Genomic DNA, 24,491 nt, shown 5'->3' with positions numbered 1-24,491 from the left:
CGGCGGGCCGCGCGCGATGATCCCTTTCCAGCGCGAGATGACGTTCGAGTACGGGCGGCCGGACCAGGTCTCGCCGCGCATCCAGCGGATCGTGGCCAACAATCCAGGCCCGTTCACCTATCTGGGCACCGGCACCTACCTGGTGGGCGGCGACGAAGTGGCGGTGATCGACCCCGGGCCGCTGCTGGACGAACACCTCGCCGCGCTGATGAAGGCGCTGGAAGGGCGCAGGCTCACCCACATCCTGACCACCCACACCCACGCCGACCACTCCCCCCTCGCCCATCCGCTGCAGGAACTGGCCGGTGGGGTGATCGTCGGGCGGTCTTCGCCCCCCGAGCCCTCGAGCGAGGGCGAAGCGGACGAGGTCGCCTTCCGGCCCGATATGGAGGTGGAGGATGGTCAGACCATAGCCGGTCCCGGCTGGACGCTACAGGCGATCGCCACCCCCGGCCACGCCTCCAACCATGTCTGCTATGCGCTGACGGAAGAGAACGCCCTGTTCTGCGGCGACCACATCATGGGCTGGTCCACCACGGTGATCAGCCCGCCGGATGGGGACATGGGCGCCTACTACGCCAGCCTCGACAAGGTTCAAGCCCGCGGGTTCGACGTGCTGTGGCCCACCCACGGGCCGCCGGTGCGGGAAGTCTCGTCCTTCATCGACGCCTATCGCGACCACCGCCTGCGCCGAGAACGGCAAATCCTGAAGGAGCTGACGGCGGGCCCGCGCACCATCGCCGAACTGACGCCGCGCCTCTATGCGGGCATCGACAAGCGGCTGTTCCCCGCCGCGCGCCGCTCGGTGTGGGCGCACCTGATCCACATGGCGGCGGGCGGCCAGATCGCCGTCGACGGGGCGGCGACAATGGAGGCGAGCTATCGCCTGCCGGGCCTCTCCGATCACACAACTATTTGATTTGGCAACAGATCGCCTCAATTCGTCAAGTGTCGGACGCTATCTCGGCGGATTTACCCCTCATAAGCCGCAACGAGATTCAGAGGGATACGTTCGATGGGCGCCATTACCCCAGATGACGAGGGACATCCCGTGCTCGATCAAGCCGCGACCGGCAGGGGCGCCCGAGAACCGGCGCCCCTGAGACTGACCCCATCGGAGTGGCGCGCAGTGCTGGAGCACCGCTCCTTCCTCGAGCGCCCGGACAACCGCTTCCAGCATCCCCGCCGCCTCTACGGCGCGCCCGTGCAGATCGTGCCAGACGACAGCTTCCGGTGACGAACGGGCGAAGCGTCCTTCGCCCTACCCACCCACAGCCCGCCTGACCCGCCCGATCAGCCGGCATCCGCGTCCGAAGTCGGTCAGGCCAATCCGGCTTGAGACCCGCAGGTCGATGCGCGTCCCCGACCCCGCCGCCGTCAGCCGGGCCGCCAGGTCGTCCTTGAACCCGAACCAGAAGCCGGTCGCCGTTCCCTCCAGCCTCCGTCGCCCAGAGGCGTCCGGCGCGGAGTCGTCGCCCACCAGCTTCAATCCCACCCGCAGCGCCGCCGCCTTCAACCGGGCGTAGGCCTGGTCCGGCGGCGAGGTCAGGGTGATGGGCGTGGCGGCCGGGCAGGTCTTGGCGTTGACCACAGCCACCCTCTGGCCGGCCAGCAGAGCGGTGAACCGGCTAAAGGGCACCAGGGGGTCGCTGCCGATCGGATTGGTGTCGGGTCCGCGCGCGATCATCATCGCGGCCGAGAACATCAGCGGATCGTTCCAGTCGGTGGCGGTGTCGTGCACCGGAGGACTGCGCACGGCAGCGGCCCGCCACCAGGCCGCGCTCCCCGCCACCAGCGCGCCCAGGGCTACGGCGACCAGGGCTATCACCACACCCCCGCGCGGGGGGACGAGCGCGCCGATCAGGGCCAATGCGCCTAGGGCAGCGCCGACGATGGCCAGCGCCGGGGCGATACGCACCGCCATCCAGTCGAAGCCCACATGGATGTCGAACCAGCCGGACTTGGAGCCCACGGCGCCCAGCAGCACCAGCAAGGGCGCGGCGACCGCGCAGACCACCGCCGCGATACCGATCCAGCGCCGCAGCCGCACCACCCGCCCCGTCAGGCCGTGTGAAACGCTTCCCCCCGTCGAAGTCATGTCTGGTCCTTTTCCGCAGCAGCCAACTGCGCCTCCTTGGGAGCCGTCGCGTCAATACGTTCCCAGTCGATGTTCCCGAGGTTCTGGGCGAGCTGGATGTCCAGCACCGGCTCGTCCGCATCCGAGGCGTCGCCGCGGCGCTCGCTCACCCGCTTGCGCAGCACCTCGGGCGGCCCCTCCATCCAGAGCCCTTGGAAGCCCATGCCAGCGGAAAGGGTCAGGGTGCGTGCCGCCACCCGCTCCTCCAGCTTCAGGAAGGTGGCGTCCAGGATCACCGGCCAGCCGGCGTCCAGCGCCGGGCGGGTCTCGGCGAACATCTGGTCGTAGACCTTCTGGGCCTGTTCCTCGGTATAGCTCTCCTTAGGCAGGCGGTCGGTGGACGCGACCCCAGCCATACGCTTGCGAACCTCGTCGGAGCGCAGCACCACCGCCCCCGGTGCGCCCCACCGGCGCACGGCCAGAGCCCGCGCGAAGGTCGACTTGCCCGATCCCGAGAGGCCGCCGATGGCGCACAGGCCGGGCTTGGGCGGCTCCAGGTAACGCTGCGCCGCTTCGATATATTTGCGCGCCGCCCCCAGCTCGCCCGCGTGGCCGGTCACGTGCGCCCGCACCGCCGCACGCACCGACAGGAACAGCGGCAGCGCGACCAGACCCTCCATCTGGGTGGCGTCGAAGCTGCGCGCCCCCTCGTCCAGCCAACCGTTCAGCACCCGGTTGGCGGCCTCCGCGCAGCCCCGGAAGCCCAGGTCCATCAGCAGGAAGGCGACGTCGTACATCACGTCGATCTCGCTCAGCACGTCGCTGAACTCGATGCAGTCGAACAGGATCGGCTGGCCGTCCTCCACGACGATGTTGCCCAGATGCAAGTCGCCATGGCAGCGTCGCACCAGACCCGCATCGCGGCGGCGATCCAGCAGGCCGGCGTGGCGGACGAAGGCCGCCTGGGTGTCGGCGATCAGCTTCTCCACCGCCTCGGCCCCGAGTTCCTGGCTCAGGCTACGCAGCTGCTCGGCGTTGGAGCCGGTCACATATTCCAGCCCCGCCGCGCCGCGCCCTTCCGGCGTCAGCGGCGCCTCGGCCTGCACGCGGGCGATCTCGCGTCCCAGCCGCTCGGCCAGAGGGCCGTCGATCCGCTCCGGATGCTTGGCCAGGATCGCGTCGCTGTCGAAAGGCCGCATCTCGATCACCCACTCCTGTGTCTCGCCCCGCCCGCCGAGACTCAACGCGCCATCCGCGCCGCGGGTCACCGCATGGACGGCGCGGTAGACGTCAGGCGCAATACGGCGGTTGAAATCCAGTTCGCGCCGGGTCGCCCACTCGCGCTTGTCCAGCGTGCTGAAGTCCAGGAAACCGAAGTCCACCGGCTTCTTCAGCTTCAACACACGCTCGGCGAAGACGTAGACCTTGGCGATCGGGGTCTCGTGGCGCGCACAACACGCCTCGTCGCCCCCCGCGCCAGCCGCCATCCAGGCGTCGAGCTCGGGATCGACCTCCCCGCGCGTCCAGCCGCTCACGGATAGAGCCTGAGCGTGGTCCAGGGCGCGTCCAGTCCCTCGCGGCGGAACACCATGCGGTCGTGCAGGCGAGAGCGCCGGTCGCGCCAGAACTCGATGGCCAGCGGCTGCACGCGATAGCCGCGCCAGAAGTCCGGACGCGGCGGCGGGGCGTCGCCGAAGCGCGCCTCGACCTGCTCCACCGCCTGCTCCAGCTCCGCGCGCGATTGCAGCGGTCGCGACTGGGCCGAGGCCCAGGCGCCGACCTGGCTGCCACGCGGCCGGCTGGCGAAATAGGCGTCGCTTTCCGCGTCGGAGACCGGCTCGACCGGCCCGCGCACCCGCACCTGGCGACGCAGCGACTTCCAATGGAACAGCAGCGACGCCTTGGGATTGGCGGCCAGCTCCAGCCCCTTGGCGCTGTCGATGTTGGTGTAGAAGACGAAGCCCCGCGCATCGTGGCCCTTCAGCAGCACCATGCGCACGTCCGGCAGGCCGTCCGCGTCGGCGGTTCCCAGCGCCATGGCGTTGGGGTCGTTCGGCTCGCCCGCCTTGGCGTCCGCGAACCAGCGATCGAACAGGGCGAAGGGCTCGTCGCCCTGGAACAGGCGTTCGTCCACCTGTTCGGCCTCGAGTTGCTCAGCCGATTGCATGGACACCCTCCGAATTCACCGCACGCCGGATTTGTGATGAGTTGAGCGGTTCGATAGAAGGCCAAGCCATGTCGCACAACAGCTTCGGCCATCTGTTCCGCGTCACCACCTGGGGTGAAAGCCATGGGCCAGCGCTCGGTTGCGTGGTCGACGGCTGTCCTCCCGGCCTGCCGCTGACCGAGGCCGAGGTGCAGCACTGGCTAGACCGGCGTAAACCGGGCACCAGCCGCTTCGTCACCCAGCGCCGCGAACCCGACGCCGTGCGCATCCTGTCCGGCGTGTTCGAGGACGCGCGCACGGGGGGTCCGGTCACCACCGGCACGCCGATCTCGCTGATGATCGAGAACGTGGACCAGCGCTCCAAGGACTATGGCGACATCGCCACCCAGTTCCGCCCCGGCCATGCCGACTACCCCTACTTCGCCAAGTACGGCGTGCGCGACTATCGCGGCGGCGGCCGGTCCTCGGCGCGTGAGACGGCCGCGCGGGTGGCGGCGGGGGCGGTGGCGCGCAAGGTGCTGGGCGCGGGCGTCGTGATCCGCGCCGTCCTGGTGCAGATCGGCCCCCACCGCATCGACCCAGGCCGCTGGGACTGGGCCGAGACCGAGGCCAACCCCTTCTGGTGCCCGGACGCACAGTCCGTTCCGCTATGGACCGACTACCTGGAGACCGTGCGCAAGGCGGGCTCGTCCACCGGCGCCGTCGTCGAGGTACATGCCGAGGGGGTGCCCGCCGGCTGGGGCGCGCCGATCTACGGCAAGCTCGACGCCGAACTGGCCGGCGCCCTGATGTCGATCAACGCGGTCAAGGGCGTGGAGATCGGGGCTGGGTTCGCGGCGGCGGCGCTCAGCGGTGAAGAGAACGCCGACGAGATGACGATGGGCAACGACGGGGTGCTGTTCCACTCCAACAACGCCGGCGGCGTGCTGGGCGGAATCTCGACCGGCCAAACCGTGGTCGCCCGCATGGCGCTGAAACCCACCTCCTCGATCCTGACCCCGCGCCGCTCGCTGAACGAAGCCGGGGAGGAGGTCGAGGTGCGCACCACCGGCCGCCACGACCCCTGCGTCGGCCTGCGCGCCGCCCCTGTGGCCGAGGCGATGACGGCGTGCGTGCTAGCCGACGCCATGCTCCGCCACCGCGCCCAGACCGGCGGCGGCGCGTTCACGCCGGGGGGTGTTGGGCGGGGATAAATCTTCTCCTCCCCTGCGCAGCGGGGAGGTGGCGGCGAAGCCGACGGAGGGGGCTACAATCCGCTGCGCTCGACGAGCGCCCTCCACCAGCCTGCGGCTGGTCCCCTCCCCCGCTACACAGGGGAGGAAAGAGAGCGCACCGCCTTCGCCAGGCATTCCGGGTACAGCCGGTGCTCGGCTTCCAGCACGCGCGCAGCCAGGACGTCGGGCGTGTCGCCGGCCAGCACCGGAACCTCGGCCTGGCCGATCACCGGGCCTTCATCGACCCCCTCCACCACCCAATGCACGGTGCAGCCATGGCGGTCGTGGCCGGCTTCCAGCGCCCGTTCGTGGGTATGCAGGCCGGGGAAGTGGGGCAGCAGGCTGGGGTGGATGTTGATCATCCGGCCTTCCCAGGCGCGGGTGAAGGCGCCGGTCAGCACCCGCATGTAGCCGGCCAGCGCCACCAGCTCCACGCCGGCCGCCTCCAGGGTCGACTGGATCAGCGCCTCGTGGGCCGCGCGGTCCTTCTTGAACGGGCGATGGTCGATGGCCAGCGCCGCGATCCCCGCCGCCCGCGCCAGCTCCAGGCCGCCGGCTTCGGGATTGTTGGACAACACCAGGACGATCTCGGCCGGATAGTCCTCGGCCTTCGCCGCCGCGATCAGCGAGGCGAGATTGCTGCCCCGGCCGGAGACCAGGACGGCGACACGAACACGACTCATGCTGCGGCGAGCTCACCCATGACGAAGGCGCTCTCGCCCGCGTTGAGCAGGGCGGCCATCACCGGTTCGGCCTCGGCCGGGGCGACGATCAGCACCAGGCCGACGCCGCAGTTGAAGGTGCGCCGCATCTCGGTGTCCGACACCCCGCCCGTCTCCTTCAGCCAGGCGAACACCGGCGGCAACTCCCAGGCGTTCCAGTCGAAGCGCGGACGCAGGGTCTCGGCGATGGCGCGCGGCGGGTTCTCGATCAGGCCGCCGCCGGTGATGTGGGCGCAGCCCTTGATCGCGCCGGACTTCAGCAGCGGGAGCACGCTCTTCACATAGATGCGGGTCGGGCGCATCAGCGCCTCCACCAGGCTGACGCCCGGCTCGAACGGCGCCGGCGCATCCCAGCCCAGCCCCGAACGCTCGACGATACGGCGGATCAGCGAATAGCCGTTGGAGTGCGGCCCCGACGAGCCCAGCCCGATCAGCAGGTCGCCCACACGCTGGCCGTTCAGGTCGGGCAGCACATGGCCCCGCTCGACCGCGCCGACCGAGAACCCGGCTAGGTCGTAGTCCCCATCGCCGTACATGCCGGGCATCTCGGCCGTCTCGCCGCCCACCAGCGCGCAGCCGGCCTGGCGGCAGCCCTCGGCGATGCCGGAGACCACGGCCTTGGCGGCGGCCACGTCCAGCTTGCCGGTGGCGTAGTAGTCCAGGAACAGCAGCGGCTCGGCGCCCTGAGCCAACAGGTCGTTGACGCACATACCGACCAGGTCGATCCCCACGGTGTCGTGGCGGCCGGTCTCGATGGCGATCTTCAGCTTGGTGCCGACCCCGTCGGTGGTGACAACCAGCAGCGGGTCTTTGAATCCCGCCGCCTTCAGGTCGAACAGGGCGCCGAAACCGCCCAGGCTCGCATCCGCCCCCGGACGCCGGGTGGAGCGCGCCAGCGGCTTGATGGCGTCGACCAGCGCCTCGCCGGCGTCGATATCCACGCCAGCCTGCGCGTAGGTTAGGCCGTTGGGCTGGTCCGTCATGCAACACTTTCCATCGGAACACGTATTCGCCACGATTCCCTTGGAGCCGGGGCGAAGCGAGCTATAGCTAGCCCATGACGCCGATCACTTCCAACGCCGAGCTAGAGGCATTTTGCGCCTATCTCGCCGACCAGCCCTTCATCGCCGTGGACACGGAGTTCATGCGCGAGACCACCTACTGGCCCAATCTGTGCCTGATCCAGGCCGCCGGACCCGAGCACGGCGGGGTGATCGACCCCCTGGCGCCGGACCTGGACCTGGAGCCGTTCCTGGAGCTGATGCGCGACGAACGCATCCTCAAGGTGTTCCACGCCGCCCGCCAGGACGTGGAAATCTTCAACAATCTCAAGGCGATCCCGCGCCCGTTGTTCGACACCCAGGTGGCGGCGATGGCGGCGGGATTCGGCGAGCAGATCGCGTACGACGCGCTGGTGCGCCAGATGCTGCGCATCGACCTGGACAAGTCCAGCCGCTTCACCGACTGGAGCCGCCGGCCGCTATCGGAGGCCCAGCTCGACTACGCCCTGGCGGACGTGACGCACCTGGCCAAGTTCTTCCCCAAGCTGCGCGAACGGCTGGAGAAGGCCGGACGGCTGGTCTGGGTGGCGGAGGAGATGGCGGCCTTGACCGACCCGTCCTTCTACGACGTCGATCCGGAAAAGGCCTGGCGGCGGCTGAAACCGCGCAAGTTCACCCCCAAATACCTGGCGGTGTTCAAGGGCGTGGCGGCGTGGCGCGAGCGCACCGCCCAGACCCGCGACCAGCCGCGCGGCCGCATCCTCAAGGACGAGGCGATGGACGAGATCGCCACCCAGGCGCCGCTGGACGCCGACGGGCTCAACCGCCTGCGCTCGGTGCCCAAGGGATTCGCCGGCTCCAAGTTCGGGCCGGACCTGCTGGCCGCCATCCGCGAGGCGCTGCGGGACCCGGAGGCCTACGCCCCCGTGGTCGAGCGCCCGCCCCCGCCGCCGCAATCGGCCGGGGCGACGGTGGAGCTGCTCAAGGTGCTGCTGAAGGCGCGGGCCGAGGATGCGGGCGTGGCGTCCAAGTTGATCGCGACCGTCTCGGACCTGGAGAAGATCGCCGCCGACGACAACGCCGGCGTCGGCGCCCTGACCGGCTGGCGGCGCGAGGTGTTCGGCGAGGACGCCCTGCGCCTCAAGCGCGGCGAACTGGCCCTGGTGCTCGACGGCGCGCGGGTGCGCGTGGCCGAGATCGCGCCGCAGCCCACGGCGAAGGCGGCGAGCGGGGGCTGAACCGCCTTTCAGTCCTCGACGATGCAATCCGGCTTCAAACGGCTCAGGCGATCGTACTGTTTCAGCTCCGCAGCCGTAAAGCGGCGGCGGATTTCGGCTTTCGCTGCCCGCAGCTCCGGCATCTTCAGCTTATAACATCCCCAAAGCGCCCAAACATCTCCCGTCCAAGGATTGACGGAAAAAAATCCGAATCCACCTTCGGTTCCAGGGCGACCTATACCTTGATATGCATAGAAAATCTTATCTACATCAGGACTGTAATCAAAAAATCCCCCATGAAGATTTCCGTAAAGTCCTCTAAGAAGCTTATAAGCTTGCGGTTCTGTTAATTTCTTTGGGATTTCGGCCCGAACCGTACTTGAGCATGCCCAGATGAATATGCTCAACGCACACCACACCTTTTTTTGAAATCTCATGGCACGGCTCCTAAGCGATCTTCTCGCCGAGCATACGGCGGACACTACGGATGGTCGCAACCACACTATTGGTGTAGTGTGGCTCCGGCTCTCCAGTTTCGGTATTTATCCTGAATTTTCCAATTTCCTGTGCAATTTTTGCAAAAGAACTTGGATCAGAAACACCAAATAGGTGAGATTTATTTTTCCGTATAAAACTATCTAAACTTTGCTTGTAGCTGGAAAAGGTCGCCATAAGCCTTTTGGGATTGCCCGCCGCTGAAACAGGTTTTCCAGAAAATGGAGCGGGCCATTCTGCTCCAAAATAATTATTCTTTCCGCCTTGAACAAAATCCCCTGTGCCCCATCCCGATTCTAGTGCGGTTATCCCAAGAATATTTTCCACTGGGACATGCAATTCGGCGGCTCCCTTCTGCGCGTCGGCCAGATGCGCCTCGATGAAGCGACGCTTCTTGGCGTGGGTCGGGTCTTCCCGATCGACAGCCAGGATGATCCCCGCATGAGCGCCACCCTCGTGTGCGCCAGAGGCGTGACCGCCTCCGGCGTCGCCGCCGCCGACCCACTGGCCGCCGTCCGGGTCGCCCTTGGGCGCGCGCGGCTGATCGCGGTTGTATTTGGACAGCAGGTCGTTGGCCTTCGCCATGGCCTGGGCGTGGGCGTCGCTCGGCAGGGGCGGCAGCTCCAGATAGACCAGGGAGATTTCGGCCAGGGCAAGGTCGCCCTTGTTCAGCGCCTCGGCGATGCTGCGCAGCCGCCCTGCCCGCCCGCCCGCCGAGCGCAACCGGGACGCCGTAGCCCTTGGTCAGCAGCCCTTCGAGCACGGCGGTGTCGCGCGGCGTCCAGCGCCCGTAGGCGTCGCGTTCCAGCAGGGGCGTGCCACAGCCGATGAAGGCGCCGTCGGCGTTGACATAGGCCTAGCGCCCATCGCCCTCCGGCCCGGCGGTGGTGAACTTGCGCAGGAAGGGAAGCGCCATGTCGATCTCCGGTAGCAATGGAAACGGAACATAACATGAACATTTTGCACAATCGAGTCGGTTTCCAGGCGACGTCAATGCGGAAGAAGGTTCAGGCGCCCGGCGACTCGATCCGGTGGCCGCAGCCCAGCACGCCGGCTAGGGCGGACAGGCGCTTGCGGGTCTGCTCGCCCAGCAGCAGGTCGGCCGCGCCCGGCTTGAGCGTGAGCGTCAGCACGCCGTCGCGAAGTTCGAGGCTGCAGACGGCGAGCAGGGTCTCGCTGCGGCCCGACAGGTCGCAGGCCAGCCGCATCGCCGCACCCAGCGCCCGCGCACGGGTCAGCCGCTCGGGGGTCAGCACCCGGGCCAATCCGCTGTCCGGCCGGATCGCCACTTGGGAGGTATGGCGCGAGAACACCGCGGCGGCCAGGTAGGCGCGCTCGGGGTGGCTCTGCCCCGCGATCGGCGCGCGCAGCACCTGGTCGAAGGCGAGATCGGCACGGTGATCGGGATGCAGGCGCGCGCCCAGGTCGGCCAGCCGGCAAGCGGCGGCGAGCAGCAGGGCGTCGCGCGGCGGCGATCCCTCGAACAGGGGCGGCAACGCGGTCCACAACGGACGCAGCCAGTCCTCCAGCGCCGGACCGAGGCTGTCGCTGGCGCCCATGCGCGCGCCGAGCGCGGCGCAACCCTCGACCAGCGGGTCCTGGGCTCGCAGTTCCGGGGACATGGCGTCGAGCAGCAGACCCTCGCGCAGGCCATAGGCGGAGAAGCAGACGCGCTGAAGTTGCAGGGTCTCGACCAGCGCCTCCAGCACCAGGGCGGCGTAGGGCAGCGTCTCGGCCCGCTTCTTGGAGACGCCGGGCATCCGCTCCAGCGAGGCGCGGGACTGCTGGGCGACGAAGCGCGCCGCATCCAGCGCGTCGCGGGCCCCCATCTCGTACTGGTGCACGATCCGCAGCGGATAGCCGGTCGCCTCCATGTGGATCAGGGCGATGTTCCGCCAGGCCCCGCCGACCGCATAGAAGGTGTCGCTGGTGTAGGCGTCGGCGCATCTGGCCAACCGGGCGCGGATGGCGCGGGCGGTCGCCAACGGCTCGATCGGCGCCGGTGCTCCCAGGGCGAAGGGACCGAGCGGCAGGGTCACGCCAGGGCCGGGAAGACCTTCCGCGATGCGCACCAGTTCCAGGCTGGAGCCGCCCAGATCGCCCACCACCCCGTTCGCATCGGGCTGGCCGGCGGCGACGCCGAGGGCGGAGAAGTGCGCCTCCTCCTCGCCGGACAGGACGCGGATATCCAGGCCGGTCTCGGCGCGCACGCGGGCGACGAAGGCCGGGCCGTCCTTGGCTTGGCGCACGGCGGCGGTGGCGGCGCTGAACACCTGGATGGAGCTGGAGCCGTCGAGCACCGCATGGAATCGGCGCAGCGCCGACATCGCCGCCGTCACCCCCTCGGGCGACAGGGCGCCGGTCTCACCGACGCTACGGCCAAGACCCGCCAGCACCTTTTCGTTGAACACCGTCCAGATCGCCCGGCCTTCCAGGCGATACATCACCAGGCGGACCGAGTTCGATCCCACGTCCAGGACCGCGACGTCGCGACTCGGCCGATCGCCCGAGGCCCACATGTCCGAACGCGTGGGAGCGGCTGGGACTATCGCCTCGGCCCCACGTGCTCGAACGCGCGCGGCAGGATCTTCACGTTGCGGCCGCGGCCGGACAGGCTGGGATTGGTCATGAAGTATTCGTGCGCCGAGAAAGGCTTGCGGATTTCGCTGGTGTCGTAGCGCTTGTAGACGCCGTCGGCGGCCAGCGTCCAGGTCTGGGCCTCGTCGTTGAGGTTGGCGACCATGATCTGGTCCAGCACCTGCTGATGGACGGTGGGGTTCTCCACCGGGACCAGGGTCTCGATCCGGCGGTCGAGGTTGCGCGGCATCCAGTCGGCCGAAGAGATGAACACCCGAGTCTGCGGGCTCGGCATCTCGCAACCGTTGGCGAAACAGATCACCCGGCCATGCTCCAGGAAGCGGCCGACGATGCTCTTGACGTGGATGTTCTCCGACAGGCCGGCCAGGCCAGGCCGCAGGCAGCAGATGCCGCGCACCACCAGGTCGATCCGCACCCCCGCCTGGCTGGCGGCGTACAGGGCGTCGATCACCTCGGGGTCGACCAGGGAATTGAGCTTGGCCCAGATGGCGGCGGGCTTGCCGGCGCGGGCGTGGTCGGCCTCGCGCCCGATCTGATCCAGCAGCGACGGCTTGAGCGAGATCGGCGAGATCGCCAGCTTGTCCAGATGATCCGGCGGGGCGTAGCCGGTGATGTAGTTGAACACCTTGCTGGCGTCGCGACCGAGGTCGGGATCGCAGGTGAACAGCGACAGGTCGGTGTAGATCTTGGCGGTGATCGGATGGTAGTTGCCGGTGCCGAAGTGGCAGTAGGTCTTCAGGCCTGCCGCCTCGCGCCGCACCACCACCGAGATCTTGGCGTGGGTCTTGTACTCGATGAAGCCGAACACGACGTGGACGCCCGCGCGTTCCAGGTCGCGCGCCCATTTCAGGTTGGCGGCCTCGTCGAAGCGGGCCTTGATCTCCACCAGGGCGGTGACGTTCTTGCCCCGGTCGGCCGCATCGATCAGGGCGGCGACGATGGGGCTGTCGTGGCTGGTGCGGTACAGGGTCTGCTTGATCGCCAGCACGTTGGGGTCGGCGGCCGCCTGGCGCAGGAACTGCACCACCACGTCGAAGCTCTCATAGGGGTGGTGGACCAGGATGTCCTTTTCCTGGATGGCGGCGAAACAGTCCCCGCCATGCTCCAGCACCCGCTCCGGGAAGCGCGGCTCGTAGGGCGGGAACTTCAGGTCCGGCCGGTTGGACGGGATCAGTTCGTTCAGCTGCGACAGGCCGAGCAGACCGTCGGTGCGCACCACCTCTTCGGGGTGGCAGTGCAGGTTGCGCAGGATCAGGTCCTGCAGCTCTTCCGGCATCGAGGCTTCGAGCGCGATGCGCACCACCGAACCCCGGCGACGCTGGCGCAGCAGGGCCTCGAACTCGCGCACCAGGTCTTCGGCCTCTTCCTCCAGCTCCACGTCGCTGTCGCGGATGATCTGGAACAGGCCCTGGGCCTGCACCTCGCAGTCGGGGAACAGCCGGTCCAGGAACATGGCCAGCAGGCTTTCCAGCGCAATGTAGCGGCGCTCGGCGCGCGGCGACTTGCGGGGGTCCTCGTAGCGTAGCGGCCAGAACCGCTTCACCTGGTTGGGCACGGGCGCGAGCGCGTAGAACGACTTGCCGTCCGAGCGCCGCTTCAGCTTCAGCGCCAGGGCGAAGGCCAGGTTGGGCATGAACGGGAACGGGTGGGCCGGATCGACGGCCAGCGGCGTCAGCACCGGGAACAGCTCGGCCAGGAATGTCGCCTCCAGCGCCTTGCGCTCCGCCGGCGTGACCGTGGTAGCGTCCACGACCAGGATCTTCTCCTTGGCCAGCTCGCCCCTGAGGGTTTTCCAGATACGCTGCTGGGCGGTCATCAGTTCGGTGGCGGCGCTGCTGACGCGGGTGAGTTGTTCGACGGGGCTCATGCCGTCCTGGCTGACCACGCGCACGCCTTCACGCACCTGACCCTTAAGGCCGGCGATGCGCACCATGTAGAATTCATCGAGGTTGTTGGCCGAGATCGACAGGAAGCGCAGCCGTTCCAAGAGCGGATGGCCGCGGTTCTCGCTCTCCTCCAGCACGCGCTCGTTGAAGCGCAACCACGAGAGTTCCCGGTTGAAGAACCGCTCGGGCGAATGCAGCAGAACCGGATCAAGCTTGAGCTTGTCGGACGGCGGCAAAGAGGGCGCAGGCGCGGCCTCGGGTTCGAGGTGGACGATCTCGCTCATACTCTCATCATAGACATCGGGCGGCGACCGTTTGATGACCGCGAGCTTCGGGCGGCGGGTCAAGGGCGCTCAGACCGGCTGGGCATGATCGGCGTTCTCATCGTCGTCCTCACTCATGTCTTCCAGGACCTGCCGCGCCAGCGCCCGGGTCAACGGACGCTGGGCGGCGTCGGCGGCTTCATCCAACTTGACCACGATCTCTTGGGCGTGGACAGCGGAACGCTCGATCCGGCGCAACAGGTAGGCCAGAAGCTCGTCGGATGGGCGAATGCTCCGCTCACGGAAGAACTTGGCCAGCATGGCGGTCAGCACCGCATCGTCGGGCTCCAGCAGTTCGGCAACCGGCAGGGCGTTGAGGCGCGAACGCAGGTCTGGCAGGTCCGCCGGCCACTGGCTGGGCGGCGCGCGCGCAGTCATCAGCAGGCTGGACCCGTGCTGGGCGGCCAGGTTGATCAGATGAAACAGGGCCTCGCCCTGCAGGTGTTGATCGGCGTCGTCCACCAGGATCGGCCGATCCAGGCCTTCGGGTTCGGGGCCATTGGGCGAGATCATTTGGGCGCCGACGCGCCTGGCCCAGATCGCGGCGAGGTGGGTCTTGCCCGACCCGGGCGGCCCCACCAGCACCAAGGCGCCGCCGCGCCAGTCCGGCCATGCGTCCAGCACCCGCGTCGCGGCGCTGTTCGACTGCGACACAGTGAAAGCCGCACGCGCGTAGGAGGGCGAACGCTGAAGGCTTAGACGAAGCTGCGCCGACACGTGATCGATCCAAATCTACACATGTGAGATTTTATCAGGCGCGACATGAGCCGTCGATGCACGCAACCCGGAAATCAGCGGCCGAATGAATTATCGTTATCGCGTCCTTCGCCTCGCACGCATTGGAAAGTTCGCGCGGCGAGACTAAGACGCGCAAGTCCGCGCAAAGCCGAGGAACAGACCTATGAACGACACGGTCCAATCCCGCCCGCCCCTGCCGCCGTTCACGCGGGAGACGGCGATCCAGAAGGTCCGAGGCGCGGAGGACGGCTGGAACACCTGCAACCCCGAGCGCGTGTCGTTGGCCTATACGGTGGACAGCCGCTGGCGCAACCGCTCGGAGTTCCTGAACGGGCGGGCCGACATCGTGACGTTCCTCACCCGCAAGTGGGCGCGCGAACTGGATTACCGGCTGATCAAGGAGCTGTGGGCGTACACGGAAAACCGCATCGCCGTGCGCTTCGCCTACGAGTACCACGATGAAGGCGGCCAGTGGTTCCGCGCCTACGGCAACGAGAACTGGGAGTTCGACGAGAACGGCCTGATGCGCGCGCGCCACGCCAGCATCAACGACCTGTCGATCCGGCCGGACGAACGGAAATACCATTGGGACCGCAGCGGCCCGCGGCCCGCGGATCATCCGAGCCTAAGCGATCTCGGTCTTTGAGATCGGGTCGAAACTTCTGACCGCGCTCCGAGGTTGGTGGTTTTTCGCTTCTCGGAGCGGCTAAGACGACGCAGATACGCAAAAGGGCGGCGGCCTTGATAAAACCGTTCCGAGCGCGCTTGATCAGTTCGCACGGAACCTGGGGTAGCCGCCATTTTCGCCCGTCTTTTCAATCTACCCCGAACGGCTGAGGCGCACGCGCCGTGCGCCTTCCCACTTCTGGCCGTCGCCCTCTGCGCCTTAGGGGCGATCGCCGCGGACGCGCCGAAGGGGACTTCACATGCGCCGGCCGACGCCCCTTCGGCGGCCGAGCTCAACACCCGAACTCAAGACATCACGGTTCGGGCCACCCGAACCACACCGCACGTGGAGAGCACCTTCCCGGCGCTGAACGCCAAGGTGACGCCCGGCTTGCTGGTGCTGCGGGTCACCTTCAGCGAGAAGATGAGGGTCGACGGCTGGTCGTACGTCCCCAGCCCCAAGGGCCTGTATCCGGACTGCGCCCAGACCCCGCGCCTGCTGGACGACCAGCGCAGCTTCGTCCTGATCTGCCGCACCCTGCCGGGCAAGACCTATTCCGTCTGGTTCAACCAGCCACCGTTGGTGGACTTCAGCAATTACAGCCGGCGTTCGGCCATCCCCTACCAGCTCACGTTCACCACCGCCGACGAGGAGCCGATCCGCACCCTGGCCGACGCCATGAAGGCCGACAAGGCCCTGACCAACGTCTCCAATCCGGTGGAGCCGCTGGGAAGCGCGCCGATGGGCCAGCCGCGCACGCCGCCGGAATAGGCGCGGCCTTCATGACGGACCCGATCGGCGTCGAGACGGCCCGGGTGGTGGACGCGCGCGGCCATCGCTGTCCCACGCCTACGCTACGGCTGCGGCGCGCCCTGGAGACCCTCGCAGCCGGTGAAACAATCGAGCTGGTGGCCGACGACCCGATGGCCCGGATCGACGTGCCCCATTTCGCCGCCGGAGCCGGCCACGAGGTGACGGCTATGGCGTCGGAAGGTCCGGTGCTGCGGTTCTGGGTGCGGAAGCGAGCGGATGACGCCGCCCGTGCGCCGTCCCAGGCTTGAGCGCCAGCTCCATCTCGGTCGCCACCGCACCGCCGAAGAACACCGCGTTCACGTTCCACGACAGCCAGACCAGGAACACCACGACCGCTCCGATCGAGCCATAGGTGGCCCCATAGTTGGCGATCCGTCCGACGTAGAAGGCGCAGGCCCACGAGGCGAGGATCGACATCGCCGCCGCCACCACCCCGCCCATGGCCGAGGAACGCCAACCCAGGGCGTGGCTGGCCATGGCGTAGCGGTACAGCAGCAGGAAGCCGAGCATCAGGCCGGCCGCCTCCCAGATCCACTCGTTGTTCAGCCAGGACTGGCCGAGCAGCTCAAGCTTGAAGGTGGTGGCCAGCACCCGCACCGCCAGGAAGGCGCCGGACGAGGCGATCAGGATGGCGAAGGCGCCGATCGCCACCAGCAGGGCCAGTACGTTGAAGCGTACGAACCCGCGCGGATTGTCCTCCTCGTAAATGAAGGACAGCCCCGCCAGCAGGGCCTTGAAGCCCCGGTGGGCGGCGTACAGGCCGATGCACAGGGCGAAGGCGCTCTGCACCGAAACCGCCGAACGCGAAGCCCCCACCAATCGGCCGAGCTCGTTCTGCACCAGGTCCTGCGCCTGAGGCGGCATCAGGTTGGACAGGGCGGCGGCCTGGGACTCGATCTGATCCGGCGCGACCAGGAGACTGTAGAGGCCGACGAGAATCGTCAGGGCCGGGAACACCGCCAGCAGGGCGAAGAACGACACCCCGCCCACGTACAGCATCACGTCGCGGCCCCACAGCCGCGACAGGGCGCGCCGCAGCACGCCAAGTCCCGGAACGATCAGGTGCTGCCTCGAAATAGCGGGCCTCGACAAGAAAGGGCTGGACGCCCGCCGGCGTCGGCCAGGCGAAACACGCCGAGCCGCCTCATAATGGAGGCCGCCGACGTCAATCCACCCGATCCGTTCATTCAGGGGTATGATCCATAAACGATTCCAGCGCCATACTGGCCGCGTAAAGGCGTTTCGGCGCGTGAGGTTCGAGATGAGCTGTGTCGACTGACGTCCGCATCCTTATCGTAACGCGCGACGAAGCGCTTGCGACGCCGCTCGCCCGTGGACTGGACGAGTTGGGTTGGCGCACCGTGACCGCCCGCGGCGCCCATTCCGCCGCCGTGGCCTTGGAAGACTTGCCCATAGAAGCGGCGATCGTGATCGAGGAGGACCCCCGCGACGCCCTGGCCACCGCCGAGCGACTGCGCGCCATCCGCGCCCCAGGCCTGCTGCCGGTCATCAGCGTGCCCACCGGAAACAATCTCGGCGACCTGGGCGTGTTCGACCTCAGCCTGTCGCGCGCCTGCCACCCCACCCAACTCGCGCTGCGCCTGAAACAGCTGATGCGGATCGCAGCGGCCGAAGAAGAGTTCGAGCTACGCCGACGCACCTTCGCCGAGCACGGCTTCGACGCACCTCGCCCGCAGGCCGAGGCCGGGCCGCTCAGGGTGCTGACAGTAGGCGAACCGGCGCCCAAGTTCCTGGCCCTGACCCACGCCCTGCGTCAGCTCGGCGCGGAGACCACCGGCGCCTTCACCGCCTACACCGCCTTCGACTACCTGCATGAGCGCGCGTTCGACGCGGTGGTGCTGTGGGCCGGCGAGACCCAGGGCGAAGCGCTTTCGATTGCGGGCGGCATGCGGCGGAACAGCCGCCTGTACCACCTGCCGACCCTGCTCTACCTGCGCTCGCAGGACCAGATCGACCTGGCCAGCGCCTATCGCCGCGGCCTCACCGACATCGCCAGCGCCGACACCCCGGAAACCGAGACCGCCCGCCGCACGGTGGCCCTGGCCCACGCCTATCGCCGCGAAGGCGCGATCCGGCGGGCGCTCGAATCGGTGCGCGGACCCGGCCTGATCGATCCGGCGACCGGCCTGTTCACCGAGGCGCTGTTCGCCAGCCACGTGCTGCGGCTGACCGAACGGGCGACCACCCTGCGCCGTCCCATGGCGCTGGCCATGCTGCGGGTCGGCGATACGCTGGCGGTGCGGCGGGCGCGGGCCGAAGGCTGGATGGACAAGGCCCTGCCCCAGATCGGATCGATGATCGGCCGCCTGGTGCGGGCCGAGGACACCGCCGCCCGCATCGGGCCAGAGATGTTCGCCCTGGCGCTTCCCGGCGCCGACGAGACCGCCGCCCGCAGCGCCGCCAGCCGCATCGCCGCGGTGATCGCCTGCACCGCCTTCCCGGGCGGCGACGCGGAGCGTCCGTTCACGGTGGAGTTCGAGACCGGGGCCGCCCAACTGCGTCCCGGCGAAACGGCGGGCCGGGCGCTGGAGCGCGCCGCCGCCGCGCTGGAGATGCGCCCGACGGGCTGAAGTTTCAGCTAGAGGAAGATGCGGGAGCGCTCGGCTCGTCCATATCCGAACCGGGCTCGATGGCGTCGGCCTCGGCCGGGGCTTCCAACACCGCTTGCCTTTCGGGAAGTGGGAGCACGATCGCCCCCTCGGACGGTTCGGGAAGCACGGCCGGCGCTTCCAACCCGTCTTCCTCCGTCTCCGCCAGAAGTTTCCGCGCCGCCGCCGTGACCCAGGCGGTGGGCAGGTCGAACATGTGGCAGACGACCTGGTTCAGCTGCGGGTCGATCCGCTTGAACACCTCGAACTCCCGCGGACCGCGCAAGGCGCGGGTCTTGCGGCCCCACGGCGCATAGAGGCGTTCGTCCGACGGGCCGAACAGACCCAGGGTCGGCGCGCCCGCCGCCGCCGACAGGTGCATCAGGCCGCTGTCGTTGCCAATGAACAGGCGCGCGTGCTTCAGCAGCGCATAGGCGGTGAGCAGGTCCACCTTGCCGACCGCGTCGATCAGCCGGGCCCGAGGGATCACCCGGCGCACCGCCTCCGCGGCGAACCTGTCGCTGGGACCGCCCAGCAGCAGCAGCCGCCCATTGGGCAACGGGCCGCTTTGGGCCAGCAGCTCGGCGGCGACCACGGCGAAACGCTCCGCCGGCCAGGTCTTGCCCACCCAGTTGGCGGCCGGCGCCATGGCCAGGATCGGCCCCTGCCCGCTCGCCAGCATGGCAAGCGCGGCGGCTTCGGTCTCGGCGCTGGTGTAGAGGAAGGGCGCAGGCGGTTCGTCCTCCACCCTCAGCACCCGGGCGGCCTCGATCACCTTGTGGACCGGCTCCATGCCCGGCGGCAGGGACTTGCGGACTGCGCGCCGGCGCGCATTCAGGAAACGCGACAGGGCCGAGCCGCGCATGTCCACGATCAGGCCCCATCGGCGCCCGCGCACCATCCGCCAGAGCTTGAACCAGTGCAGGCTCGCCTTCTCCTTTTCCAGCGGGATCAGCCGGTCCAGGTTGGGGAGGTCGCGAAACAGCGGGGCGGTCAGCGGGGCCGCCACCACGGTGAAGCGCGCGTGCGGGATTTCGTCGGACAGCCGGCGGATCAGACCTGAGGTCAGCACGGCGTCGCCCACCCGGCTGGCGGTGATGAACAGGACAGGAAAACGTGCGGTCGCCATCACACCTGTCCTAATAGCGCATTCCGCCGCGCGCCACCCACACCGAATGACCCTGGCGCGGCGACGCCTCGACACCCAAGTCTGCGTCATGAACCCGCCGTCCTCCAGCGAGACCCTCTGCGCCGTGCTGCCTGAGCGCGCCCTGATCGCGGTGGCGGGCCCCGAGTGGCGCAGCTTCCTGCAAGGCTTGATCACTCAGGACGTGGAAACCCTGGCGGACGGAGAGCTTCGCTACGCCGCCCTGCTGACGCCGCAGGGGCGGCTGCTCTACGACCTGTTCCTGTTCGGCCACGCGGAGGGCGCGACGCTGGACGTCCCCAGCGCCTTCCGCGACTCCCTGCTGGCCAAGCTGAAGCTGTATCGGCTGCGCGCCAAGGTCGAGCTCTCGGCCCCGGATGGCGACATCCACGTCTTGTTCGGCGGCGACGGGACGCCAGCCCCCGGTCCCGGCTGGCGGCTTGATCCGCGCCTTCCGGAGCTTGGGTGGCGCACGGTCGGCGAAGCGTCGCCCCCGGCCGGCCTGCGCACGGGAGCGGCGGAGGACTACGACGCCCACCGCCTGAGGCTCGGCGTCCCCGACATCCTGCGCGACGCCCTGTCGGACAAGGACTACGCGCTGGAGGCCAACCTGGACCTGCTGCATGCGGTGGACTTCAGGAAGGGCTGTTTCGTCGGGCAGGAGACCACCTCGCGGATGAAGAGGCGAAGCGTGGTGAAGTCCCGTCTGGTTCCGATCACCTTCGAAGGACCGCCGCCGGCCCCGGGGGCCGAGGTGCTGGCGGGGACGCTGCGGGCGGGCGAAGTCCGCTCCACCGGCGCCGGCCGCGCGCTGGCGCTGCTGCGGCTCGACCGGGCCGCGGGGGCGGGGCTCACGGTCGATGGCGAACCGGTCTGCTTGGATACGCCCGAATGGCTGGCGGACGCGGTGGCGGCTGCGGTTTCGGCGGCCGCCTGAGGGAACGCGGCGGCGGCGCGCGGCTTTAGCTAGCCCCGGACGAAACTGTCCGCGCCGCAATGGTTCTGTGCCATGCTTGCCATGATTAAGTCAGAATCGAGGACGCCGTGACCCTCAAACGCGCCATGGGCCCCGCGACCCGGGAGCTTTCCACCGTCAAGGCCGCCGTCGTGGTGATGGCGGTGATCCTGACCGGATTCGCCTTCTGGGCGCTGCGCCACATCCTGACGCCCTTCATGCTGGCGGTGTTCCTGCTGCTGATGGTCGACGGGCTGGCGCGCGTGCTGCAGGACCGGATCAAGGGTTTTCCCAAGAAGGCCGCCCTGCCCACCGCCATCGTGCTGATCGTGGCCCTGTTCGCCTTCGCCATCTGGATGATCGCCGACAACGCCTCGGACTTCCTGGCCCAGTCCCACGACTACGCCGCCCGGCTGAACATCCTGCTGGAGCAGGGGTCGCGCAAACTGGGCCTGGCGGTGACGCCCACGGTGGACCAGCTGATCCACCGCCTGAACCCGGCCAGTTACGCCGGCAAAATCGCAGGCGCCCTGAAGCTCACCGGCGAGCAGGCGGTGTTCGTGCTGATCTATCTCGGCTTCCTGATCGCCTCGCGCCAAGGGTTCGCGCGCAAGACCGCCGAGCTGTTCAACGACCCCGCCGAGATGGCCGAGGCCAACCGGGTGTTCGAGCGGGTCCGCAAGGGCGTGGAGAGCTACATCTGGGTGCAGACCATCGTCGGGCTGATCATCGGCGCGGCCTCGGCGGCGCTGATGTACGCCATGGGGCTGCAGCACGTGCTGTTCTGGACCTTCATCATCTTCCTGGCCAACTACATCCCCGCCATCGGGGCGGCCGTGGGCGTGCTGTTCCCCCCGGTGTTCGCCCTGGTCCAGTTCCCCGAGCTGTGGAAGCCGATCACGCTGCTGGTGGGCATGGAGGCGATCCACTTCGGCGTCAGCCACGTGCTGCAGCCGCGCATGCAGGGGAAGAACCTAAACCTCGACCCGCTGGTGGTGCTGCTGGCGCTGGCCTTCTGGGGCGCGATCTGGGGACTGACGGGCGCCTTCCTGTCGACCCCGCTTACGGTGATCGCCATGGCCATCCTGGCCGAGTTCAAGGGCGGTCGGCCGATCGCGGTGCTGCTGTCCAGCGACGGCAAACCCTATGCGGGGGACGCGCGGTAGGGTTCGAGCCGAAGGCCTAAAAAGAGCGCCCGGCTTTCGTCCAAAAGATCGCCTTCCAAAGCTGACGGGTTTCCGATCGCCACTTTCAGGTTCGGTTCATTTCGAAACTGAAAAGTTTGGGTGTGCGCCTCGGGGCGCGAGGATGCAGCGGCAGACGCGCCGCGCTTTTGATCGGAGGAGAACCTATGCATAGGCTGGTGACGGGAGCCGCATTGGCGGTTTCCATGCTTGGAACGCTACCTGTTTCCACCATCGCCGAAGCCGCGCCCACAGCGCCGCTGGTGATCGGAACGGATCGGGTCGGACAGCCGGCGCCCCTCGTCGACGCCCAGTACGTCTTCGGCGGCCGGAACTACTGCTGGTACCCCAGCGCCTGGCGCGGCCCTGGCTATTACTGGTGCGGCTACGCCTGGCGGCGCGGCTTCGGCTGGGGCGGCGGCTATGGCTGGCGCGGCTGGGGCGGCGGTCGCGGCTTCCGTGGCGGCGGCTATCGCGGCGGGTTCCATGGCGGCGGCCATGGCGGTGGCGGCTTCCATGGCGGTGGCGGCGGTCATGGCGGCGGCGGTCACCATCGATAGGCGCGCCCTCCCGCTAGCGGGATAGGCAGGCGGCCCCGACCGGCGTCCATACCGGTCGGGGCTGTTTATTCGATAGGCGGCCCGCTGAACGGCGCGGCCTCAGGCGCGGGATCAGGCCGCGGGCGCGCAGCGCAGGGCCCGCTTGTAGAGCCTGCAGCGCACCACCGGATGGTCCTTGGCGTCGTAGAACACCCCGGCCCAGTCGTCGGCGCCTTCGCCCTGGCGATCCAGCACCAGATAGCCGAAGCGGTCGAATTCCAGCCTGCGCGCCGTCTTGCCGTCCATCACCACCACATCGCGGGTGATCTTCGGCGAGTCGGCCGGCTCGCCCACATCGCCGCCAGTGCCCACCAGCAGCTGGGCCGGCCGGGTCGGGCCGAAGTCGAAGCTGGAGAAGTCGTGGACATGGCCCGACACCACCATGCGTACGGCGTTCAGGTCGTGGCCCTTGACCGCCTCTTGCTCGGTCAGGTTCAGCGACACGTTCAACGGGCCGATCGGGCCCACCCGCACCACCGGCGTCAGGCCCCAGACCGGGCGGTGGGTGACGATCCAGCCCGGCGACTTGGCCAGCCCCGCGCCCAGCATGTCGAGCTGGTGGGAAAAGGCGGCGACCTGCTTGGGCGGCGTGTCGCGATCCTCGGTGTCGGCGCTGTCGACGATATAGAGGTTCAGCCCGCCAAGAGGGACGGCGAAAGCGTCGGCCTCGGCGGGACAGGCCTTGGCCTCAGGGGCTGCGTCCAGCAGGCGGAACCACCCCAGCCCGCCCCGCTTGCAGCTCTCGTGGTTGCCGCGCGCGAACACCCACGGCGCCGCGCGCAGCAGAGGCCCGGCCGGCGCGAAGAAGTCGGCCTCCCACGCCGGCCAGCGGTCGCCGGAAGGGCTGCCGGCGCAGCGTGCGTCGCCCACCGGGCACGGGGATTCACGGTAGTAGTAGTCGCCCACATGGATCACCAGGTCGGGGTGGCGCTCGGCGGCGCGGCGGGCGACCTCGGCCAGGGGCCACTGCTCGGGATCGTTGCAGGCCTGGACCAGCGGCCCCTTGATCCGGCACCCGGTGTCGCCGAACACCACGATCCGCCGCACCTCACGCCTTAACGGCAGCGCCAGGGGCGTCCCGTCGAGCGTGGCGTGGCGCGCGACCTTAGGCACGGACGCCTGGCAGACGGCCGGGAAGGCGTCATCGGCCGCGATGCGCAATGTCATTGCGACAGGCTCGCCGTCGAACGCCAGGGCTGGGCAATGGCCGTCGGCGCTGACTGCGCGCACTTCGGCCCCGCCCTGCACCATCTGCACCCAGGCCGGCGATGCGGGCTCGGCCGCAGCCACCGACATGCCGCACAGCGATAGCGCCGCCGCCAAAGCCGCGAGAACCTTCAGCGCCATCGCGCGTCCTTCCATGCCGGGCCGCCTTGAGCCCATCCGCGGGCCGTGGTTGATCGGGTAAAGCCCCGGAGCCGCTCCACGTCCATGCGCATTCTCAACGTCGGCGATTTCAACTGGATGACGGGGCGCGAGCGCGACACCGCCAATGTCGACCTGTTCGCCATCCGCCAGAAGCTGAGCCGCGCCGCTATCCGCGCCGGCCACATGGTGGTGGAGTTCTCCGACCGGGCGGTCAGCCGCACCTCGGCGCCGCTGGGCCTGCGCAGCTTGGGCGTGAAGGCCAGCAACCACGCCTTCCTGAACATGGTCGACGAAGTGCGCCCGGACCTGATCCTGCTCAACTTCGCCGACGATATCTCCAACGCCAGCCTGACGCAGGCGCGTCGCCTGAGCCCCGGCGTGGTGGTCGCCGACATCAACATCGATCCCCTGCCCGATCCCAAGACCCAGGCGCGGCTGGCGAGCCGACGCGGGGTGGTGGACGCCCTGTTCCTCACCACCGCTGGCGAGGGCCTGCGCGGCCTGGCGGGACCCGGGGCGTTCGCGGCCTTCATGCCCAACCCGGTGGACGCCGCGGTCGAGACCGGTCGCGCGTTCGAAACGCTTGAGCCGGATGTCGACCTGATCCTTCCCGCCGGCGACGACAGCCTGCGCCAGATCGGCGACCAGCGCCTAAGGCCGAGCGAGGCGGTCGCGCGCCTGACCTCCGCCCTGCCCGGATCGCGCCTGTCC

Annotated in this window: 25 protein-coding genes; 12 read left to right on the top strand and 13 right to left on the bottom strand. The window is 68.7% G+C overall.

All coding sequences use genetic code 11. From position 1 onward, the window contains the following. The first annotated feature begins 16 nt into the window (after positions 1–16). Together GSQ87_RS20625 and GSQ87_RS20620 are read left to right on the top strand one after the other, a co-directional pair. Positions 17–919, top strand: coding sequence for an MBL fold metallo-hydrolase (locus GSQ87_RS20625; RefSeq protein WP_158918277.1), 903 nt, complete (start codon positions 17–19; stop codon positions 917–919). Between the two features lie 96 nt (positions 920–1,015). After that, on the top strand, positions 1,016–1,237 hold the full coding sequence (locus tag GSQ87_RS20620; protein WP_158918275.1) for a hypothetical protein: 222 nt from the start codon (positions 1,016–1,018) through the stop codon (positions 1,235–1,237). A 24-nt stretch (positions 1,238–1,261) separates the two neighbouring features. On the opposite strand, the gene GSQ87_RS20615 is transcribed toward GSQ87_RS20620, so the two are convergent. The 3 genes from GSQ87_RS20615 to pdxH are packed head-to-tail and all read right to left on the bottom strand — an operon-like array spanning position 1,262 to position 4,244. Next, positions 1,262–2,098 (bottom strand): DUF1499 domain-containing protein, encoded by an 837-nt coding sequence (locus GSQ87_RS20615; RefSeq protein WP_158918273.1) that lies wholly within the window; start codon positions 2,096–2,098, stop codon positions 1,262–1,264. After that, complete coding sequence (locus GSQ87_RS20610) at positions 2,095–3,612, bottom strand: bifunctional aminoglycoside phosphotransferase/ATP-binding protein (protein WP_158918271.1); 1,518 nt, start codon at positions 3,610–3,612, stop codon at positions 2,095–2,097. The genes GSQ87_RS20615 and GSQ87_RS20610 overlap by 4 nt, the downstream gene beginning before the upstream one ends. Beyond that, complete coding sequence (gene pdxH / locus GSQ87_RS20605) at positions 3,609–4,244, bottom strand: pyridoxamine 5'-phosphate oxidase (protein ID WP_158918269.1); 636 nt, start codon at positions 4,242–4,244, stop codon at positions 3,609–3,611. Before pdxH ends, GSQ87_RS20610 begins: the two co-directional genes overlap by 4 nt. A 68-nt stretch (positions 4,245–4,312) precedes the next feature. On the opposite strand from pdxH, the gene aroC reads away from it, so the two are divergent. After that, complete coding sequence (gene aroC, locus GSQ87_RS20600; RefSeq protein WP_158918267.1) at positions 4,313–5,437, top strand: chorismate synthase; 1,125 nt, start codon at positions 4,313–4,315, stop codon at positions 5,435–5,437. A 113-nt stretch (positions 5,438–5,550) separates the two neighbouring features. Here the strand turns inward: aroC and purN are convergent, their stop codons facing one another. Together purN and purM are read right to left on the bottom strand one after the other, a co-directional pair. Further along, positions 5,551–6,141: a phosphoribosylglycinamide formyltransferase gene (gene purN / locus GSQ87_RS20595; protein WP_158918265.1), complete on the bottom strand. Its 591-nt coding sequence runs from the start codon at positions 6,139–6,141 to the stop codon at positions 5,551–5,553. Further along, positions 6,138–7,163, bottom strand: a complete 1,026-nt coding sequence (purM, locus tag GSQ87_RS20590; RefSeq protein ID WP_158918263.1) for a phosphoribosylformylglycinamidine cyclo-ligase — start codon at positions 7,161–7,163, stop codon at positions 6,138–6,140. Before purM ends, purN begins: the two co-directional genes overlap by 4 nt. Positions 7,164–7,237: 74 nt before the next feature. Between purM and rnd the strand changes: the two genes are divergently transcribed. Continuing rightward, on the top strand, positions 7,238–8,419 hold the full coding sequence (gene rnd / locus GSQ87_RS20585) for a ribonuclease D (protein ID WP_158918261.1): 1,182 nt from the start codon (positions 7,238–7,240) through the stop codon (positions 8,417–8,419). Positions 8,420–8,427: 8 nt separating this feature from the next. On the opposite strand, the gene GSQ87_RS20580 is transcribed toward rnd, so the two are convergent. The 5 genes from GSQ87_RS20580 to GSQ87_RS20560 all read right to left on the bottom strand — a co-directional run bounded on the left by GSQ87_RS20580 (position 8,428) and on the right by GSQ87_RS20560 (position 14,417). Then, a complete protein-coding gene (locus GSQ87_RS20580) occupies positions 8,428–8,835 on the bottom strand; it encodes a hypothetical protein (RefSeq protein WP_158918259.1) in 408 nt (135 codons plus the stop codon). Positions 8,836–8,845: 10 nt separating this feature from the next. Then, positions 8,846–9,616 carry a glucosaminidase domain-containing protein gene (locus GSQ87_RS20575; RefSeq protein ID WP_158918258.1) on the bottom strand — a complete coding sequence of 257 codons (771 nt, stop codon included), beginning with the start codon at positions 9,614–9,616 and terminating at the stop codon, positions 8,846–8,848. 284 nt (positions 9,617–9,900) lie between these two features. Next, complete coding sequence (locus GSQ87_RS20570) at positions 9,901–11,412, bottom strand: Ppx/GppA family phosphatase (protein ID WP_158918256.1); 1,512 nt, start codon at positions 11,410–11,412, stop codon at positions 9,901–9,903. A gap of 26 nt (positions 11,413–11,438) precedes the next feature. Further along, the gene (locus GSQ87_RS20565) at positions 11,439–13,661 is read right to left on the bottom strand and encodes an RNA degradosome polyphosphate kinase (protein ID WP_158918254.1); all 2,223 of its coding nucleotides are present in this window, start codon (positions 13,659–13,661) and stop codon (positions 11,439–11,441) included. 69 nt (positions 13,662–13,730) lie between these two features. Further along, entirely contained in the window at positions 13,731–14,417 is a 687-nt protein-coding gene (locus GSQ87_RS20560; RefSeq protein WP_158918252.1) for an AAA family ATPase, read from the bottom strand. Between the two features lie 184 nt (positions 14,418–14,601). Between GSQ87_RS20560 and GSQ87_RS20555 the strand changes: the two genes are divergently transcribed. The 3 genes from GSQ87_RS20555 to GSQ87_RS20545 all read left to right on the top strand — a co-directional run bounded on the left by GSQ87_RS20555 (position 14,602) and on the right by GSQ87_RS20545 (position 16,166). Next, on the top strand, positions 14,602–15,084 hold the full coding sequence (locus GSQ87_RS20555) for a nuclear transport factor 2 family protein (protein ID WP_158918250.1): 483 nt from the start codon (positions 14,602–14,604) through the stop codon (positions 15,082–15,084). Between the two features lie 366 nt (positions 15,085–15,450). Then, positions 15,451–15,876: a hypothetical protein gene (locus tag GSQ87_RS20550; RefSeq protein WP_158918248.1), complete on the top strand. Its 426-nt coding sequence runs from the start codon at positions 15,451–15,453 to the stop codon at positions 15,874–15,876. Between the two features lie 11 nt (positions 15,877–15,887). Further along, positions 15,888–16,166: a sulfurtransferase TusA family protein gene (locus tag GSQ87_RS20545; RefSeq protein ID WP_158918246.1), complete on the top strand. Its 279-nt coding sequence runs from the start codon at positions 15,888–15,890 to the stop codon at positions 16,164–16,166. Here GSQ87_RS20545 and GSQ87_RS20540 read toward each other — a convergent pair. After that, positions 16,084–16,959 carry a YihY/virulence factor BrkB family protein gene (locus tag GSQ87_RS20540; protein ID WP_254063183.1) on the bottom strand — a complete coding sequence of 292 codons (876 nt, stop codon included), beginning with the start codon at positions 16,957–16,959 and terminating at the stop codon, positions 16,084–16,086. The two genes, GSQ87_RS20545 and GSQ87_RS20540, sit on opposite strands and share 83 nt — an antisense overlap. 227 nt (positions 16,960–17,186) lie before the next feature. Between GSQ87_RS20540 and GSQ87_RS20535 the strand changes: the two genes are divergently transcribed. Continuing rightward, on the top strand, positions 17,187–18,509 hold the full coding sequence (locus GSQ87_RS20535; protein ID WP_158918244.1) for a diguanylate cyclase domain-containing protein: 1,323 nt from the start codon (positions 17,187–17,189) through the stop codon (positions 18,507–18,509). Between the two features lie 4 nt (positions 18,510–18,513). On the opposite strand, the gene GSQ87_RS20530 is transcribed toward GSQ87_RS20535, so the two are convergent. After that, positions 18,514–19,656: a glycosyltransferase family 9 protein gene (locus tag GSQ87_RS20530; RefSeq protein WP_158918242.1), complete on the bottom strand. Its 1,143-nt coding sequence runs from the start codon at positions 19,654–19,656 to the stop codon at positions 18,514–18,516. A gap of 88 nt (positions 19,657–19,744) precedes the next feature. Here GSQ87_RS20530 and GSQ87_RS20525 point away from each other — a divergent pair, with 88 nt between their 5' ends. The 3 genes from GSQ87_RS20525 (at position 19,745) to GSQ87_RS23010 (ending at position 22,373) form a co-directional block, all read left to right on the top strand. Next, positions 19,745–20,611: a folate-binding protein YgfZ gene (locus GSQ87_RS20525; protein WP_158918240.1), complete on the top strand. Its 867-nt coding sequence runs from the start codon at positions 19,745–19,747 to the stop codon at positions 20,609–20,611. Between the two features lie 107 nt (positions 20,612–20,718). After that, positions 20,719–21,795, top strand: a complete 1,077-nt coding sequence (locus GSQ87_RS20520) for an AI-2E family transporter (RefSeq protein ID WP_254063182.1) — start codon at positions 20,719–20,721, stop codon at positions 21,793–21,795. A 185-nt stretch (positions 21,796–21,980) separates the two neighbouring features. After that, the gene (locus GSQ87_RS23010) at positions 21,981–22,373 is read left to right on the top strand and encodes a hypothetical protein (protein ID WP_158918238.1); all 393 of its coding nucleotides are present in this window, start codon (positions 21,981–21,983) and stop codon (positions 22,371–22,373) included. A 111-nt stretch (positions 22,374–22,484) separates the two neighbouring features. Here the strand turns inward: GSQ87_RS23010 and GSQ87_RS20510 are convergent, their stop codons facing one another. Beyond that, entirely contained in the window at positions 22,485–23,759 is a 1,275-nt protein-coding gene (locus tag GSQ87_RS20510) for a metallophosphoesterase (RefSeq protein ID WP_158918236.1), read from the bottom strand. Positions 23,760–23,843: 84 nt separating this feature from the next. Between GSQ87_RS20510 and GSQ87_RS20505 the strand changes: the two genes are divergently transcribed. Continuing rightward, on the top strand, positions 23,844–24,491 hold a 648-nt coding region (locus tag GSQ87_RS20505; RefSeq protein ID WP_216839506.1), incomplete at its 3' end, for a hypothetical protein.

This window comes from Caulobacter sp. S45, assembly GCF_009765965.1.
In the GTDB taxonomy this organism is placed as follows: domain Bacteria; phylum Pseudomonadota; class Alphaproteobacteria; order Caulobacterales; family Caulobacteraceae; genus CAHJWH01.
Note: the sequence above shows the minus strand (reverse complement) of the source record. Positions and strands in the feature narration are given on the sequence as shown.